A 14,969-nucleotide genomic window follows, 5' to 3' on the forward strand; every position below is an offset into this window, starting at 1 on the left:
CCCTATAACCTTGATGGGTTAGAGACGACGAGTATGGCGTATGCGTTTGTTGAGCATCACGCCCGCTAACTGCACACTGAGATGATTTCAAGGTGTGTGTTGTACCTCTTTACTTCTTCCGAATTGCGTCCCCTGAGGGAGCCAGAGTAACGGCTCTCACAGAGGATTCTACAAGTTAAGCCTGATGACCATAGCGCGTCGGTACCACCCCTTCCCATCCCGAACAGGACCGTGAAACGACGTTGCGCCGATGATAGTGCGTCAACACGTGTGAAAGTAGGTCATCGTCAGGCTAAGTTACAAGCAGCAAACAAGAGGGCCCTTCGAAAGAAGGGCCTTTTTGCGTTGGGGATCACGGTTAGGTTTTACTTCCCTGGCGAGATATAATCCGGACCGGAAATGACGTGAAGCGGTCGCCAAAAGTGATTCGACATTCGTGATCTGGCATTTCCGAAAATTTGGCTATCCGGCTGACGGCGTGAACCATCAGAGCTTCTCTTTTTTCCCGATTTTGATTGTCTTCACCTATGACGCGAGTTTTGCCGCGCACTAATTTTCACAGTTCCAACCTCATCCGTTGCCTTGCCGATCTCAGGATTGTGGATTCGGTCGAGTCGGAAAGCCTGTTTGCAGAAAAGTTAGGTCTGTGGATACATTTTGCCGATGCCATTACCTTGTCTGCCGTACATAACGAGAACACAACACCGTTGTTGACGATCTCGTCGCAATTGCAAGTAACGTTGTCTGCTGCGGTCGAGGGGGAATTCAATCGGTTACAAACAGAATTGACCAACTCGATCATGTCGAGCTGCTCACCGAAGACAAAAAAATCCCCAATCCAGTTGCCGATTCCAGTGCTTGAGTTGCCACTGGACCTCGCCGCTGCTTACGCGCCGTATCGCTGGTTTTATGATGCCCACCAGCGCGACATGGAACTGCATATTGTGCCGTTGCGACTCCATGTTCGTAAGGTGCTGGAAAAAGTCTCGCCAACACTCAAAAAACTTGCAGACCTGGACGCTGCACTGGAAGGGATATTGCGTGAACGCGAGAGCAAACTGCTCGCGAAAATACCTGTTCTGTTAAAAAAACATTTTGAGACGCTGTTCAAGACGACCCAACAACGCCATCTTTCTATCGGGCAGCCGGACAACCCCGCACAATGGGTGCAGCCGAATGGCTGGCTCGGCCAATTTTATAGCGACATGCAAACATTGCTGCTCTCTGAATTGGAGCTGCGCCTGCAACCTGTCATGGGGCTCATCGAAGCACTAGGCCACAACAACCACAATGAATAGACATCTCTTTACCGTCGCTTTTTTCCTGGGTGCACTTGGTATTGTCTGGATCGGCACCGGATTTATCCGTGACAATGTGCTCGCTCTGACGATGACACTCCTCATTGGTCTCGTCTACGCCTACGGCACGCTGGAACTACGCCAGTTTCGTCAAGCAACATGCACATTGACCACAGCACTTGCCGCGATTCCCGATAAGTTGCCAGTGCTCGGTGAGTGGCTCGCGCGCATTGATGCCACGTTGCAGAATGCGGTGCGCTTGCGCATTGAAGGTGATCGCGTCAGTTTGCCCGGGCCGGCACTTACGCCCTATCTGGTGGGCTTGCTGGTGATGCTGGGAATGCTGGGTACCTTCATGGGTATGGTGGTGACGCTCAACGGCGCGGTGTTTGCGCTCGAAAAAACGACGGATCTCCAAGCCATGCGCTCGGCGCTGTCAATGCCGGTCAAAGGTTTAGGGCTCGCGTTTGGCACCTCGGTGGCCGGGGTGGCGGCGTCGGCCATGCTGGGATTCATGTCGGCGCTCTGCCGGCGCGACCGATTGCAGGCGGCCCAGATCCTGGACAGCAGGATTGCGACGACGCTGCGTCAATTCTCACTCGCTTACCAGCGAGAGGAAACACTCAAGGCATTGCAGCTGCAGTCTCAGGTTTTGCCTGCCGTGGTCGATCAATTACAGTCGATGATGACGCGGATGGAAACGACCAGCCAGCAACTCGGTCAGCAATTAAGCCAGCACCTTCTCGGTAATCAGGAGCGCTTTCACGACGACATCAAAGGTGTCTACACCGATCTCGCCCATGCGGTCGACAAGTCCCTGCGCGAGAGTTTGCATACAAGCGCACAGGTAGCCGGCGAGAGCATCAAGTCCATAGTTGAAGCAGCAATGAGCGGCATTGCACGCGAAGCTACGTTAATGCACGAGCGCGTGGCCGATGCCGTGCAATTGCAACTAAGCGGTCTCTCCGAAAGGTTTGATACCGCCACCACTAGCGTGACCGACACATGGACTGCAGCACTTAATAATCATGAACTGGCCAGCGGGCGGATTGCTTCTGGTCTGGAGCATTCGCTGAGTGCATTCAACAGCACATTTGATCAGCGGTCCAATGCCCTCGTCGCGACCGTCAGCGATACCCATGCGCGCATGCAGTCGGATCAGTCGGCCAAGGATGAAGAGCAACAACAGGTGTGGAGGCAGTCACTGGAAGCCATGACGGCGTCATTCAGCAGCCAATTGCAGCAAACGACGACACACACACTGACGCAGCAACAGCAACTCTGCGACACCTGGACGCGCACTGCACAAACCATTACCAATCAGGCGCAAATCAGCGCCAGCACGTCGATGGATGAAGCAACCCGTCTGATGACCGGTGCCGAAGAGTTGATGCGTTCCCGTATCAATGCTGAAGCCCGCTGGCTCGAGCAGCAGCGTGCGACAACGGATCAGCTAGCCACTCTGCTGCGCACTGAACTCGGCGCACTCAGGGATGAGGAAGCGCTGCGCGCCAATGCCGCCGTTGATCGTCTGGGCGAACTGCAAGCTGCGTTGACGCAGCATTTGTCCACGCTGGGCACGGCCCTTGAAGAGCCGATCACCCGTCTCATTCACACCGCTTCGGAAGCGCCGCGCGCAGCGGCAGAGGTGATCGGTCAGTTGCGCAAGGAAATCTCGAACAGCGTCGCGCGCGATAACGCGTTACTTGAAGAGCGCAGTCGCATCATGGAAACACTCAATGGATTGCTCGACGCAATCAATCATGCCTCGGTCGAACAGCAATTGGTTATTGATAAGTTGGTCTCGTCTTCTGCCGTCACACTGGAAGTTGCCGGCAACGTGTTTTCAGATAATGTGGCGACCGAAACGGCCAAGCTTGCCGAGATCGCGGCACAGGTGACCAGCAGTGCCGTTGATGTGTCGAGTCTGAGCGAGGCGTTCAGTTTTGCGGTGCAATCGTTTAGTGAAGGCAATGAAAAACTGATCGCCAGTCTGCATCGCATCGAAGGCGCGATGGATAAATCGATGCTGAGAAGTGATGAACAACTGGCCTACTATGTCGCCCAGGCGCGTGACATCATCGACCTGAGCATGACATCGCAAAAAGAAATATTTGAAGAATTGCGCCAGCTTCCTGAACGCCAAGCCACGCCTGGCGAGGGAGCGGGCAATGGATGACAGTGATGGCGGCGTAGAACACACCGCGCCAGTCTGGGCAGTTTTTGGTGATCTGATGTCGGGCTTGCTGGGTGCGTTTGTGCTGATACTGGTCGGCGTGATGGGCGTGCAAATGGAATTGACCACCCATCTGCAGGAAGAGATCAGCAAGCGCCAGATCGAAGAGCAGCGCCGCATGACGCTGGAAAAAGCGCTGGCGGTGCCGCTGGCCAGCGGACGCATTACCCTGAACAACGGTCGCATCGGCATTAGCGGCCAGGTCTTGTTCGGGCTGAATTCGGACCAGTTGCAGCCTGAAGGCCGGCAAGTCCTGGTCAGTCTGGTGAAGCCGTTGCAAGCGTACCTGACAACGCGTGACGAACTGCTGATGGTGAGCGGGTTCACCGATGACATCTCGATACGGGGCGGTCGTTTTGCGGATAATTGGGAGCTGTCAGCCCAACGCGCCCTGACGGTCACCCGCGCCCTGATCGACGCAGGTATGCCTTCATCGATGGTCTTCGCTGCAGCATTTGGTGCCGAGCAACCGGTCACTGCCAATACTGACGATGTGACGCGTGCGCAAAATCGACGGGTAGAAATGGCACCCGTACCTCGAGCACCCAAAGCCGGCAAATCGCCTGATGGATGAGCCGGTTCATGATGCCGTAGCCAGTCCGGACAAGCGTATCGCCGCATTGCGTGCTGCTGGTGCGAACCGGTTTGATCCTTTCGGGCAGCACTATCTGGAAGCATTGGCAAGACGCGCCGCAACACATCAAGGCCGTGCCAAATGTCTGCTAGATGAAAAGCTGGAGCAGGGCCTGGCGACGTTCGCCGCGCGCTTTGAGCGCGCACAATCCGAGGCCAGCAACACCCTCGCCGAAACAGTCGTGGCGCATCCGCACGCGGCAGACCAGTTGCAGCGCTTTTTTGTCGCCAGTGATTTCAATGGCTTGAAGCGGTGCATTGATCATGTAAAAGAAAGCGAGCAGCCGAGTCCTCTGGCGGGTCTCTTGCGCCGGTTGGAACCGCGTGGCCCCGAAACGGTAGTGGCCGGTGCGAGAGCACCTGCCGGCTTGCACACCGGGCTGAAAACCTTGCGCAGTGCCAAAAATGTCTGGTCAACACTGAGTACCAGCAGGCAAGTAAGCCGTGCACTTGAACACGCACCGAAAAATGCTGGTCCGATCAATTCGCACATGCTGGTATTGCGCTCGTTAGCGCTGATGCGCGATGTCTCGCCGGATTATCTCAACCGGTTCATGTCCTATGCGGACACCCTGTTGTCTCTGGACCAGCAAGGCGAAAAGGAAAAGCTGGCCAACCCGAAAAAATCGTCACCGGCCAAGACGGCTAAAAAATAATGGCAACGACTTGTCAGCGCAGCGATGTCATCGACGTCCATGAGCTGGCCAGCTACGCTGAACTTATTCGCTGAATTCATTCGCTGTATTGATCGCGTTGATGTGTCGTTTCCGGCAGTCACCAGTCTAAGGAACTTGGCTTACGACGCTTGCGTAGGCAAGATCGACGGAGAAAAATCTGAGCTCCACACTGAAGCGCCAAATAAATGTCAATGTCGACGGTGTGGTGCGAATTAGATAATGGTGGCGAAACGGGCGTCAAACATGCATGATTTGGGCGCACCTGAGATGGGGGACCAAACTTGCAACTTGAACATAAATCCTTGAAGATGTAGCGGGCCATGTGCGAACAAATTGATCGACGCTAGTCTGACAAATTTCTGTGCATGCAGGTAAAGCCACTATCCGCATGAGATCCCGAGATTCCACTATCAGTCAATGCTTCCCTTCCTATGCATAGATCAACAATGTGACCTATCGGCTTTCAGTCGTCCTGGCAGTAGTCTCGGTGCAAGTTAGCTTTTCGCAAATTATTAACTGTAGGCACGTTTTTTTTTGGCATATGATTAAGATAAATCTTGGTCATAGCTGGTGGCTGTGGAGGCCCTTTGTGAGGAAATTCGAAACGATGATGTGCATAAATCTCAATCCGGCAATGTATCGGATTGGACTCGCAGTAATGATCTTGTGTGCCGGTTCGGCCCACGCCGTTGGGCTGGGATCGATTCAAGTGCAATCCGGACTGGGTCAATCACTCAGGTTAGCTGTCCTGTTGATCGGTGCGGACAGCGCGAATCTGCTGGCTTCCTGCATCAAATTTCGCCTCGAATCCCTGGAAGGTGTCTTCATTGCTGAGCCATTGGTGTCCATCGTTCAGTCGGCACAGGGGCAATCTTTCATTCAGATAACGACTCGTCGGCCAGTCTATGAGCCTGCGATGTCGGTGTCGGTTGATTTGACCTGCGATTCACGGGTACACCGTGAATTCCAGATTTTGCTCGATCCGGTGAGTAACTTAACCGATACGCTTGCAACGCTGCCAAGCGGTAATGCTGGTGGCGGTGCGGGTAACAAGTCTCTTGCTACGGACGATAATCGGTTGGTCATTCCGCGAGTTGAACGTGCGCGCACGGAAGCAGTCGCGACAGTCGAGCGCAACAAGCGAAGTGCGAGTGCCGTTGGTGGTACCGCGCTTGTCTCGCGCAATCCGGCACCTTTGACACCGGCTAATCTCAGCGGCACCTCTCGAAACATACTGAAACTTTCATCGCAAGATCTGCCTGGCGAGAAGTTTGGCGGTTCCGGGCAGCTCAAGCTAAGCAGGCAGATGATTGAATCGACTTCATCTGGCATTTTGCCGCCGTCCGAGGAGCTTTCCGCAGCCCAGCGACGCTATGCGATGTTGTTGCGCGGTGAAGATCCAGTGCGCCTGGCCGAGCAGCAAAACCTCCTGCAGCAAAAGCAGATCACGGGACTGCAGCGTCAATCCGAGGCCAGTAAAGTGCAACATGCCGCCGACATGGTTGTTCTCAATGAGTTACAGCAGAATTCCTTGTCGCCCGGATGGTTTGCAGGTCTTGGTCTGTTGTTATTGGCAAGTCTCGGTACGGTGGGATGGCTGGGATGGCGACTACGGAATTTGCGGAAAGAGCAGCCAGAAACTGCATGGGATTTGAGTGTGTTGCGTACGCAATCCGACGCTGAATCAAGCGCGGGCGAGGTTGCTGCCAAAGCGGATCAGACAGGAACAACGACGTCCAGCCTATTTGGTGCCGGGAAGAAAGCCACACTTGACACGAATGCGGTGCCTCCGTTCTTGCAAGACAACAGTTTGTCGCCCAGCGGGCAAAGTGCGAATGCGGTACCAGCGGTTGTCGAGACTGCCGATTCAGTTGCCAATGTGGCCAATGTAGCTAAAGCGGCGTTGGTAACGCATGACGCGCTGCAATTTTATCCGGCCAGGCTTGAGCACGTGAAGGTAGAAGAGATTTCTGATGTGATGCAGGAGGCTGAATTCTGGTTGTCTCTGAACGATCCTGCCCGGGCAATCGAAATACTGGAACCGTATGGCGAATTAGATTTGCCTGAGTCACCGATGCCATGGCTATTTTTGCTGGACCTGTATCGCGAAAATGACAACCAGCCTAGCTATGAAGCGCTGCGTGAGCGAACGATACTTGTCTTCAACGCCTGCATTCCTGAATGGTCTGAAATTCCTGGCAATGCCTCGACGATGAGCCTGGAAGATTTTCCGCATGTCATCGACCGCATTTGCGAATTATGGGAAACCGATCGCATCGTGGCTTATCTTGAAACCCTCGTGCTGGACAATCGCGATGGAGTCCGGCGCGGGTTCGATATTGAGGTGTATCAGGAAGTGATGTTGTTGATGGCAATCGCCAAGGAATTCGCCCCTGTTGCGCCAATAATCGCAACGAACGATTCGCTCGGGTTCATGCCGTAACAGGCATTGCCTGATGTCAGGCATCCTGCTTCAGGATCGCCGCCAGCAAGCCGGGAAACCGGCTTTCAATGTCGACGCGGCGCAACCGGTTCATGTGGTTGGTGCCATTGTTTTCTGTCATGACCAATCCGGCTTCGCGCAAGACCTTGAAATGATGCGAGACCGTGGACTTCGGTCGTCCGCCATCAAGTTCACCGCAGGTCGCTACGTCCACGCGGGCCAGGTGCCGGACGATGTCGAGGCGGATCGAGTCGCTCAATGCATACAGCACGCGTTCGAGGGCAAGGTCGTGGGGGGCAGGGTGTTTAAGTGGGCGCATGGGCGGAAGGATACACCTTGCTGTACACTCCTTCCATTGTTCGACTATTTACGAAATACCGAACTGCCACTCGACCATCTAACCAAAGGAACTCATGTCTGCCTTATTCCAACCGTTCGCACTTAAAAATTCCACGTTGCGCAACCGTATTGCCGTGCCGCCAATGTGTCAGTACATGGCTGTCGATGGCCTCGTCAATGACTGGCATCTGGCGCACTACACCAGCATGGCGCGTGGCGGTGCTGCACTGGTCATTGTCGAGGCCACCGGCGTCGCACCGGAAGGACGGATCACTCCCGGCTGCACCGGCATCTGGAACGATGACCTGGCGCAGGCGTTCGTGCCCATCGTGCAAGGGATCAAGTCGGCCGGTGCGGTGCCCGGTATTCAGATCGGTCACGCTGGCCGCAAAGCCAGCTCGAATCGTCCCTGGGAGGGTGATGACCATATTGCCGAGGATGATGCGCGTGGCTGGCAAACCATTGCGCCTTCCGCGATTGCCTTTGGCGCCAATCTGCCAAAGCAGCCACGCGAGATGACGCTCGATGATATTGCCCGCGTGCGTCAGGAGTTTGTTGATGCCGCAGTGCGTGCGCGGGAAGTTGGTTTTGAATGGCTGGAGCTGCATTTTGCGCACGGCTATCTGGCGCAGAGTTTCTTTTCTGCGCATTCAAACCAGCGTGACGATATCTATGGTGGCAGCGTCGAAAACCGCAGCCGTTTTCTTCTCGAGACCTTGAAAGCCGTTCGCGAAGTGTGGCCGGAAAACCTGCCGCTGACAGTGCGTTTCGGCGTGATCGAGTACGACGGTCGCGACGAGCAAACCTTGCTGGAGTCAATTGGCCTGGTCAAACAGTTCAAGGCAGCTGGCATGGACATGATTAGCGTCAGCATGGGCTTTTCAACTCCCACGGCATCCATCCCGTGGGGACCCGCATTTATGGGCCCAGTTAGTGAGCGCGTGCGTCGGGAAGTCGGCGTACCGGTGTCCTCGGCCTGGGGCTTCGGCGTACCAGCGCTGGCCGAGCAAGCAGTCAAGTCGGAGCAGCTTGATCTGGTCATGGTGGGCAAGGCGCATCTGGCCAATCCGCACTGGGCATATTTCGCTGCCAAGGAGTTGGGCGTGGAACGACCATCGTGGACTTTACCGGCATCGTATGCACACTGGCTCGAACGGTACTAATTTGCCATGTAAGTGGGCACAGGGTATCGTGCCCGGGCAAGTGCATTTCCGAATAAACGTTATTTAATGAAGAAGGAATTCAACCATGGCACGCGTTGTTAAATTTTTCAAAACCGGTGGTCCGGAAGTCTTGCAGATCATCGAGGAGCCCGTCGCCGCACCCGCTGCGGGCGAGTTACAAATCAGCGTTCGCGCGATCGGCGTGAACCGTGCCGAAGTCATGTTCCGCAATGGCCAATACCTGGAAGCACCGCAATTGCCGGCTCGCCTGGGCTATGAAGCAGCGGGTACCATCACAGCCGTGGGCGAGGGCGTCAGCGATTTCAAGGTAGGCGACGTGGTCAGTACCGTGCCCGCTTTCTCGCAAAACCAGTACGGCGTCTACGGTGATCTGGTCAATGTTCCTGCGTCTGCCACGGTCAAGCATCCCGCTTCGTTGTCGTGGGTGGAGGCTGCGTCGGTCTGGATGCAATACATGACAGCCTACGGCGCACTGGTCGAGTTTGCCGACACCCAGCCAGGCGAGTTCGTGCTGATCCCGGCGGCATCGAGCAGTGTCGGTGTCGCCGCCATCGAAATTGCGAACATGATCGGTGCCATTCCGATTGCCCTGACGCGTTTCAGCGGCAAGCGTGATGCGCTGCTCAAGGCCGGTGCCAAACATGTCATCGCCACCGAGGAAGAAGACCTCGTCCAACAGGTCAACAAGATCACCGACAACAAGGGCGCGCGCGTCGTGTTCGACCCCGTGTCCGGCCCAACCCTGGCCAAACTGGCTGAAGCGACGGCACCAAGCGGCATCATTTTCCAGTACGGCGCGCTCAGTAGCGAGGCGGCACCATTCCCGTTGTTCACGGTTCTTGGCAAGCATCTGACGATACGTGGCTACACGCTATTTGAAATCAGCACCAACCCGGAACGCTTTGCCCGCGCCACGCAGTTCATCCTGAAAGGGCTTACCGAAGGCAAGCTCAAGCCGACCGTCGCGAAGACCTTCCCGTTCGAGCAGATCGTCGAAGCGCATCGGTACATGGAATCAAACCAGCAAATTGGCAAGATCGTGATCACCTTGTAAGGCAGACCGCATCGCGCGCAGGACGGCGACACGATCCTGCGCAATCAGGTCGGGGTCGCCAATTTGTCCTGGGTTTTTATCGCAAAGTCACTCGCATCATGGCGCTCATGCAACTGGCTCGATGGCTCTCCCATCGTCCGGTTGACCATGCGTCCGCGCTTCACGGCAGCACGTTCGGCGATCTGGTTGGTCCAGCGCTGCACGTTTGTATACTCCTGTACCTGCAGAAATTCCCCCGCTTCATACAGCAATCCCTTTGCGAGCGCACCGTACCACGGCCAGATCGCCATGTCGGCAATCGTGTAGTCGTCGCCGGCAATGTATTCATTGTCGGCAAGACGCTTGTCCAGCACATCCAGTTGGCGTTTGACTTCCATCGCATAACGGTCGATTGCGTATTCAATTTTCGTTGGTGCATAGGTATAGAAGTGGCCAAATCCGCCTCCCAGAAAAGGTCCGCTACCCATTTGCCAGAACAGCCAGGACAGGCATTCGGCACGCTTGGCGGCATCCGTCGGCAGGAAGGCACCGAATTTTTCAGCCAGATAAACCAGAATCGCGCCGGACTCGAAAATCCGCACCGGTACCGCGCCGCTGTGGTCCACCAGCGCCGGGATTTTCGAGTTCGGATTGATGCCGACGAAACCGCTGCCGAACTGATCGCCTTCTTGAATCCGGATCAGCCAGGCATCGTATTCGGCACCGGTATGTCCGGCTGCCAGCAACTCTTCAAGCATGACGGTGACCTTGACGCCGTTTGGCGTACCCATCGAATACAGCTGCAGCGGATGCACGCCGATCTCGAGCACCTTGTCGCGGGTCGGGCCAGAGACCGGACGGTTGATGTTGGCGAAGTGGCCGCCGCTTTCCTTGTCGGCCGTCCAGATTTTAGGTGGGGTATAGGTCGATGAATTCGTCATGATGGATTCCTTGAAAAAAATAAGTGAGTTCCGGCCTGGACAGGGCCGGGTTGAGATGTTGGCAGTGTGCTAGCGCAGTGCTGCGTCGTCGGCGGTGACCAGTTCGATGGCGGTCCAGTCCTGCTTGCCACGATTTTTCGCGAGGCTGGTCAGCAGGCGGGCGTGGAGCAGGTCTGCCAATGGCATCGATACCATCGCAGCTTCAGCGACGTCGCGTACCAGTCGGACATCTTTCATGCCAAGCTCGAGCTTGAACCCGGCCGGCTCAAAAGACCGCTCGGCAATCGTGCGCCCGTAGTTCTGGTAAATCGGACAGGAGAAGAGTGTCTGGCCAAAAAAACTCGCCAGCGCGACGCGGTCGATGCCATTTTTTTCGGCTAGCGCTTGCGCTTCCGCCATCGTTTCGATCGCTGCCAGGATCATGAAATTGCCGGACAGCTTGACCACGTTCGCCGCAGCCGGATCGTCGCCAAAGTCATGGATACCCTGACCCAATACATCGAGAATGGCCTTCGCCCGTCGCTTGGCATCGGCGCTGCCCGATTGGCATATCCACAGTTTTTGGGCCGCAGCGGCTTCCGGTCGGCCGAACACCGGCGCACTGAGGAACAGGCTGCCGTTGGCTTCATGCAGGGCGGCCAGCTTTTTTGAGGTTTCGGGAGAAACCGTACTCATCGAGATATGCAGGCCTCCCTTGCCAAGCTTGTGCAGAATGCCATCCTGCCCCAGCGTGACCGCTTCGAGAGCCGCGTCATGGGCCAGCATCGTGATGGCAATACCGCCTTCGACGACGGCATCGGCTGGCGTTGCGGCGACGCGGGCACCGTCGGCGCGCAAGGCCTCGGCAGTCGTTTGAGTCCGGTTATACACGGTGACGGCAAGGCCGCTCTTGAGCAGGTTGCGCGCCATCGGCGCTCCCATGCTGCCCAGGCCGAGGAAGCCGATTGAGGTGGTGGTCATAGTGTTCTCCTGATGGTGTTTCCGGTGATGTTGCGGCGGCGTCTGCGCTGGGGTCGGTTGAGTGGGCCGGTCGGAGCAGGACGTCGTTCGTTGATCCGTTAAGCGCACCCATCATAGTTGAGAAGTCCGGACTCTCGCTTAAGCCGGCCGCGGTCACCTCCATGAAGCCAATCATTGACATCGCCCATTCTGTCTGCTCGGTAATGACCTGTGCTCGCCATTTCCGGTGTACCGTGAGGTCTGCCTATTTACTGGAGCCGCCATGCCTGAAGCCCGAATGCCACTGCGCCAGCTGCACGATTTGCCTGGTCCGCCCACATTGCCGTTGCTGGGCAATATCCATCAGATCAAGCCTGATCGCGTGCACCAGATCGTCGAGCAATGGTGTGTTCAATACGGCGATTTTTTTCGCATGTCGCTGGGGCCAGCCACGATTCTGGTTGTAGCGGATCACGTGACAATTGGTGCGATCCTGCGTGACCGGCCAAGTGGCTATCGGCGTCCTGCGGTGACCGAAAAAGTCTCGCGCGAAATGGGCGGCATCCCGGGCGTATTCATGGCCGAAGGAGACGATTGGCGCAACCAGCGGCGCATGGTCATGGCAGCCCTGTCACCGACGGCAATCAAGGCGTATTTTCCGGCGCTAGTCAAAGTCGCCCTGCGCCTGCAACAACGCTGGGACAAGGCGGTTTGTAGCGAGGCGGAAATCGATCTCTCGGGCGATCTGAAGCGCTATACCGTCGACATCATTGCCGGGCTGGCATTTGGGACGGATGTCAATACCATCGCGTCTGGCGAGGACAGGATTCAACAGCACCTTGACCTGATTTTGCCGATGATCGCCCGGCGCAGCCTGGCGATCATTCCGTATTGGCGCTACCTGAAACTGCCATCGGACCGCCGCCTCGATCGCAGCGTCCTGGCGCTGAAGACTGCCATCGGCGAGCTCATCGCCGCAGCGCATGCACGGCTTGCCGCGGATCCGGGACGCCGCGCACATCCGGCCAACCTGCTCGAAGCAATGCTGGTGGCAGCCGGCGAACCCGACAGCGGCGTGACGGATCAGACTGTGTCCGGCAATGTCACGACGATGCTGCTGGCCGGCGAAGATACGACCGCCAACACGATCGCCTGGATGCTGTTTTTGCTGCATGCGCATCCGGATGCCTTGCAACGGGCGCAGCAGGAAGTGCGTCGGGTTGCACCTGATTCGTCCGCCTTCACGATTGAACAGATGGACGCGCTGGACTACGTGGATGCGTGTGCGCAGGAGGCAATGCGGCTCAAACCGGTCGCACCGTACATGCCGGTCGAGGCGCTGCGCGACACGGTGATCGGCGACATTGCGGTTCCCGCAGGAACGTTGCTCTGGTGTGTCCTGCGTCATCACAGCATCGATGAACGATTTTTTGTTGCAGCAAAGAGCTTCAATCCGCAGCGCTGGCTTGATGACGGCACCGGTGCCACCGCCGACAAGCGCATCGCCATGCCATTTGGTGCGGGCCTGCGGACCTGCCCCGGACGCTATCTCGCCTTGCTGGAAATTAAGATGGCGATCGCACTATTACTCGGACAATTCGAGCTCGCCTCGGTCCACACTCCCGATGGACGGGAACCACGCGAGTTGATGGCGTTTGTGATGTCGCCGGTTGGTTTGAAGATGCAGCTGCGACGACGTCAACCGGGTTGATCGGGCCACAGGTCAATACATTTTCTGCGCCAGACACATGGTCTGGCCGGCTAAATATTTTTAGCTGACAGCGCCACGCTGTTTCAGTGATGCCGAGGTCAATTGAAAATGATATGGGGAGATTGCTAAATGGAACTACTCCATTGAAATAGCGATATAACTTTATCTCAGTGTCGATATTTTCTGATATGCGTAGGACCTGCTGAGATACCTGGAAAGTACGTTGTATCAGTGTGTTCTCACACTCCTGCCTTCTGCCTTCTGCGGAACCGGGAATTTTTAAATTAATCTCCCATATTGACTCATGTGGCATTATTTATGAATAACTTAGTAAATCGAATCTTTGGTCGTCGTGTTTCGCACACCATTGAAACTCCTCACGTAAATATAAACACGGTTCAACAACGAGCGGATAAAGCGCCGTCTGAATGCATAAAAACAGCAATGGCAACCGAATTAACTGCGCATCACGGTATCAAGGAAAGAGAACGATTTTTTTTGACCCGTTCTGCTGACAGTTCGTCTAATTCGCTTAATTCGCTTAATTCGCTTAATCAGACTAATTTGTCTAGTCAGACTAGCCCAGAGATGTCCCCTGTTCAACACATTGAATCGGCGAATCATATCGCGCAGCCTGCGCGATGGAGAGAGCAGTTGGCAATGGTGAGAGACGCCTATTACAGTCCAGGGCTCAACGCCGGCAAAGAAGATCCGTGTACTCGGGATTATTGTTACCACCGTGCCAACGTTCTTTCCGCAATGATCGTCAAATCAAACTCGGCGCAAGTAATAGGCTGGATTGAGGGAACAACGATAATAGGCCAAAATAAAATCGCATCACCTGATACGTTTGATTATCATATTGCAGCTTTAGTCAGAGATAAAGGCACGACCTATATTGCTGACCCACTGCATGAAGGATTGGAAGCACGCAGCCAACTCGATGTCGAGGAATGGACGCGATTAACAATTGGAAGCGGCGGCGATCAAGCAATGGAATATAGATTCATTACTCCGACTGCCGGTAACTTTGCCGGCATGAGGACGGATCACATTAAGGCCATGGACGCAGGAGAATTCGAGTCCACGATCAACAACTATCACGGCCCAGTGCTGCAAGAGACATTTGCAGATAGCCAGATGATTGACGATGGCTTGATCTCCCTTGCCATTTTCAAGTCAGCCATCGCTGATTACGGTAGCACGGACCCCTTTGAAGGCAAAGCCGTTGTCAGAGCGAATTCTCCCGACGGGAATAATAAAAAAGATTTTTTGTGGAAGAAACCCTTTTCGCTGACCCTTCCACATAAGAATGGCGCTCAGGTATCGGATAAAGGGCATTGCAACGAGGTTATTGCGGTCATGAATGAATTAGGTCGCCCTATATCTGAAAAAATAATTATTTGAAAACCGTAAAAAGAGCCATCTCGCCACATACAAGTCATCTGTTCGCTAAATCGTTATCGTGCTCGCCCCGTTCTGCTTCATCGTTCAGCAGATTAAGATCGCGCTTTCTGATCATCAAAATTAAACGC

The 14,969-nt window shown here is 55.3% G+C and carries 12 protein-coding genes and 1 rRNA gene; 10 read left to right on the forward strand and 3 right to left on the reverse strand.

What is annotated here, in order from left to right:
- Positions 1 to 180: 180 nt before the first annotated feature.
- The 6 genes from rrf (at position 181) to QN370_RS00030 (ending at position 7,287) form a co-directional block, all read left to right on the forward strand.
- A 5S ribosomal RNA gene (gene rrf / locus QN370_RS00005) occupies positions 181 to 293 on the forward strand.
- Between the two features lie 234 nt (positions 294 to 527).
- Positions 528 to 1,298 (forward strand): DUF3348 domain-containing protein, encoded by a 771-nt coding sequence (locus QN370_RS00010; protein ID WP_322127590.1) that lies wholly within the window; start codon positions 528 to 530, stop codon positions 1,296 to 1,298.
- A complete protein-coding gene (locus QN370_RS00015; RefSeq protein WP_322127589.1) occupies positions 1,291 to 3,477 on the forward strand; it encodes a DUF802 domain-containing protein in 2,187 nt (728 codons plus the stop codon). Before QN370_RS00010 ends, QN370_RS00015 begins: the two co-directional genes overlap by 8 nt.
- Positions 3,470 to 4,108 (forward strand): OmpA family protein, encoded by a 639-nt coding sequence (locus tag QN370_RS00020; protein ID WP_322127588.1) that lies wholly within the window; start codon positions 3,470 to 3,472, stop codon positions 4,106 to 4,108. The genes QN370_RS00015 and QN370_RS00020 overlap by 8 nt, the downstream gene beginning before the upstream one ends.
- Positions 4,101 to 4,823, forward strand: coding sequence for a DUF2894 domain-containing protein (locus QN370_RS00025; RefSeq protein WP_322127587.1), 723 nt, complete (start codon positions 4,101 to 4,103; stop codon positions 4,821 to 4,823). The genes QN370_RS00020 and QN370_RS00025 overlap by 8 nt, the downstream gene beginning before the upstream one ends.
- A 610-nt stretch (positions 4,824 to 5,433) precedes the next feature.
- Positions 5,434 to 7,287 (forward strand): hypothetical protein, encoded by a 1,854-nt coding sequence (locus QN370_RS00030; RefSeq protein WP_322127586.1) that lies wholly within the window; start codon positions 5,434 to 5,436, stop codon positions 7,285 to 7,287.
- Positions 7,288 to 7,303: 16 nt separating this feature from the next.
- Here the strand turns inward: QN370_RS00030 and QN370_RS00035 are convergent, their stop codons facing one another.
- A complete protein-coding gene (locus tag QN370_RS00035; protein WP_322127585.1) occupies positions 7,304 to 7,606 on the reverse strand; it encodes a helix-turn-helix domain-containing protein in 303 nt (100 codons plus the stop codon).
- A 94-nt stretch (positions 7,607 to 7,700) separates the two neighbouring features.
- Here QN370_RS00035 and QN370_RS00040 point away from each other — a divergent pair, with 94 nt between their 5' ends.
- Positions 7,701 to 8,789, forward strand: coding sequence for an NADH:flavin oxidoreductase/NADH oxidase (locus tag QN370_RS00040; protein ID WP_322127584.1), 1,089 nt, complete (start codon positions 7,701 to 7,703; stop codon positions 8,787 to 8,789).
- Positions 8,790 to 8,874: 85 nt separating this feature from the next.
- Positions 8,875 to 9,864 (forward strand): zinc-dependent alcohol dehydrogenase family protein, encoded by a 990-nt coding sequence (locus tag QN370_RS00045; RefSeq protein WP_322127583.1) that lies wholly within the window; start codon positions 8,875 to 8,877, stop codon positions 9,862 to 9,864.
- A gap of 44 nt (positions 9,865 to 9,908) precedes the next feature.
- On the opposite strand, the gene yghU is transcribed toward QN370_RS00045, so the two are convergent.
- The gene (gene yghU, locus QN370_RS00050) at positions 9,909 to 10,784 is read right to left on the reverse strand and encodes a glutathione-dependent disulfide-bond oxidoreductase (protein WP_322127582.1); all 876 of its coding nucleotides are present in this window, start codon (positions 10,782 to 10,784) and stop codon (positions 9,909 to 9,911) included.
- Between the two features lie 69 nt (positions 10,785 to 10,853).
- Complete coding sequence (locus tag QN370_RS00055; RefSeq protein ID WP_322127581.1) at positions 10,854 to 11,744, reverse strand: NAD(P)-dependent oxidoreductase; 891 nt, start codon at positions 11,742 to 11,744, stop codon at positions 10,854 to 10,856.
- 262 nt (positions 11,745 to 12,006) lie between these two features.
- On the opposite strand from QN370_RS00055, the gene QN370_RS00060 reads away from it, so the two are divergent.
- Positions 12,007 to 13,434 carry a cytochrome P450 gene (locus QN370_RS00060; protein ID WP_322127580.1) on the forward strand — a complete coding sequence of 476 codons (1,428 nt, stop codon included), beginning with the start codon at positions 12,007 to 12,009 and terminating at the stop codon, positions 13,432 to 13,434.
- A 318-nt stretch (positions 13,435 to 13,752) separates the two neighbouring features.
- Complete coding sequence (locus QN370_RS00065; protein ID WP_322127579.1) at positions 13,753 to 14,841, forward strand: hypothetical protein; 1,089 nt, start codon at positions 13,753 to 13,755, stop codon at positions 14,839 to 14,841.
- Positions 14,842 to 14,969: the final 128 nt, after the last annotated feature.

Source organism: Actimicrobium sp. CCI2.3 (assembly GCF_035019065.1).
In the GTDB taxonomy this organism is placed as follows: Bacteria; Pseudomonadota; Gammaproteobacteria; order Burkholderiales; family Burkholderiaceae_D; genus Actimicrobium.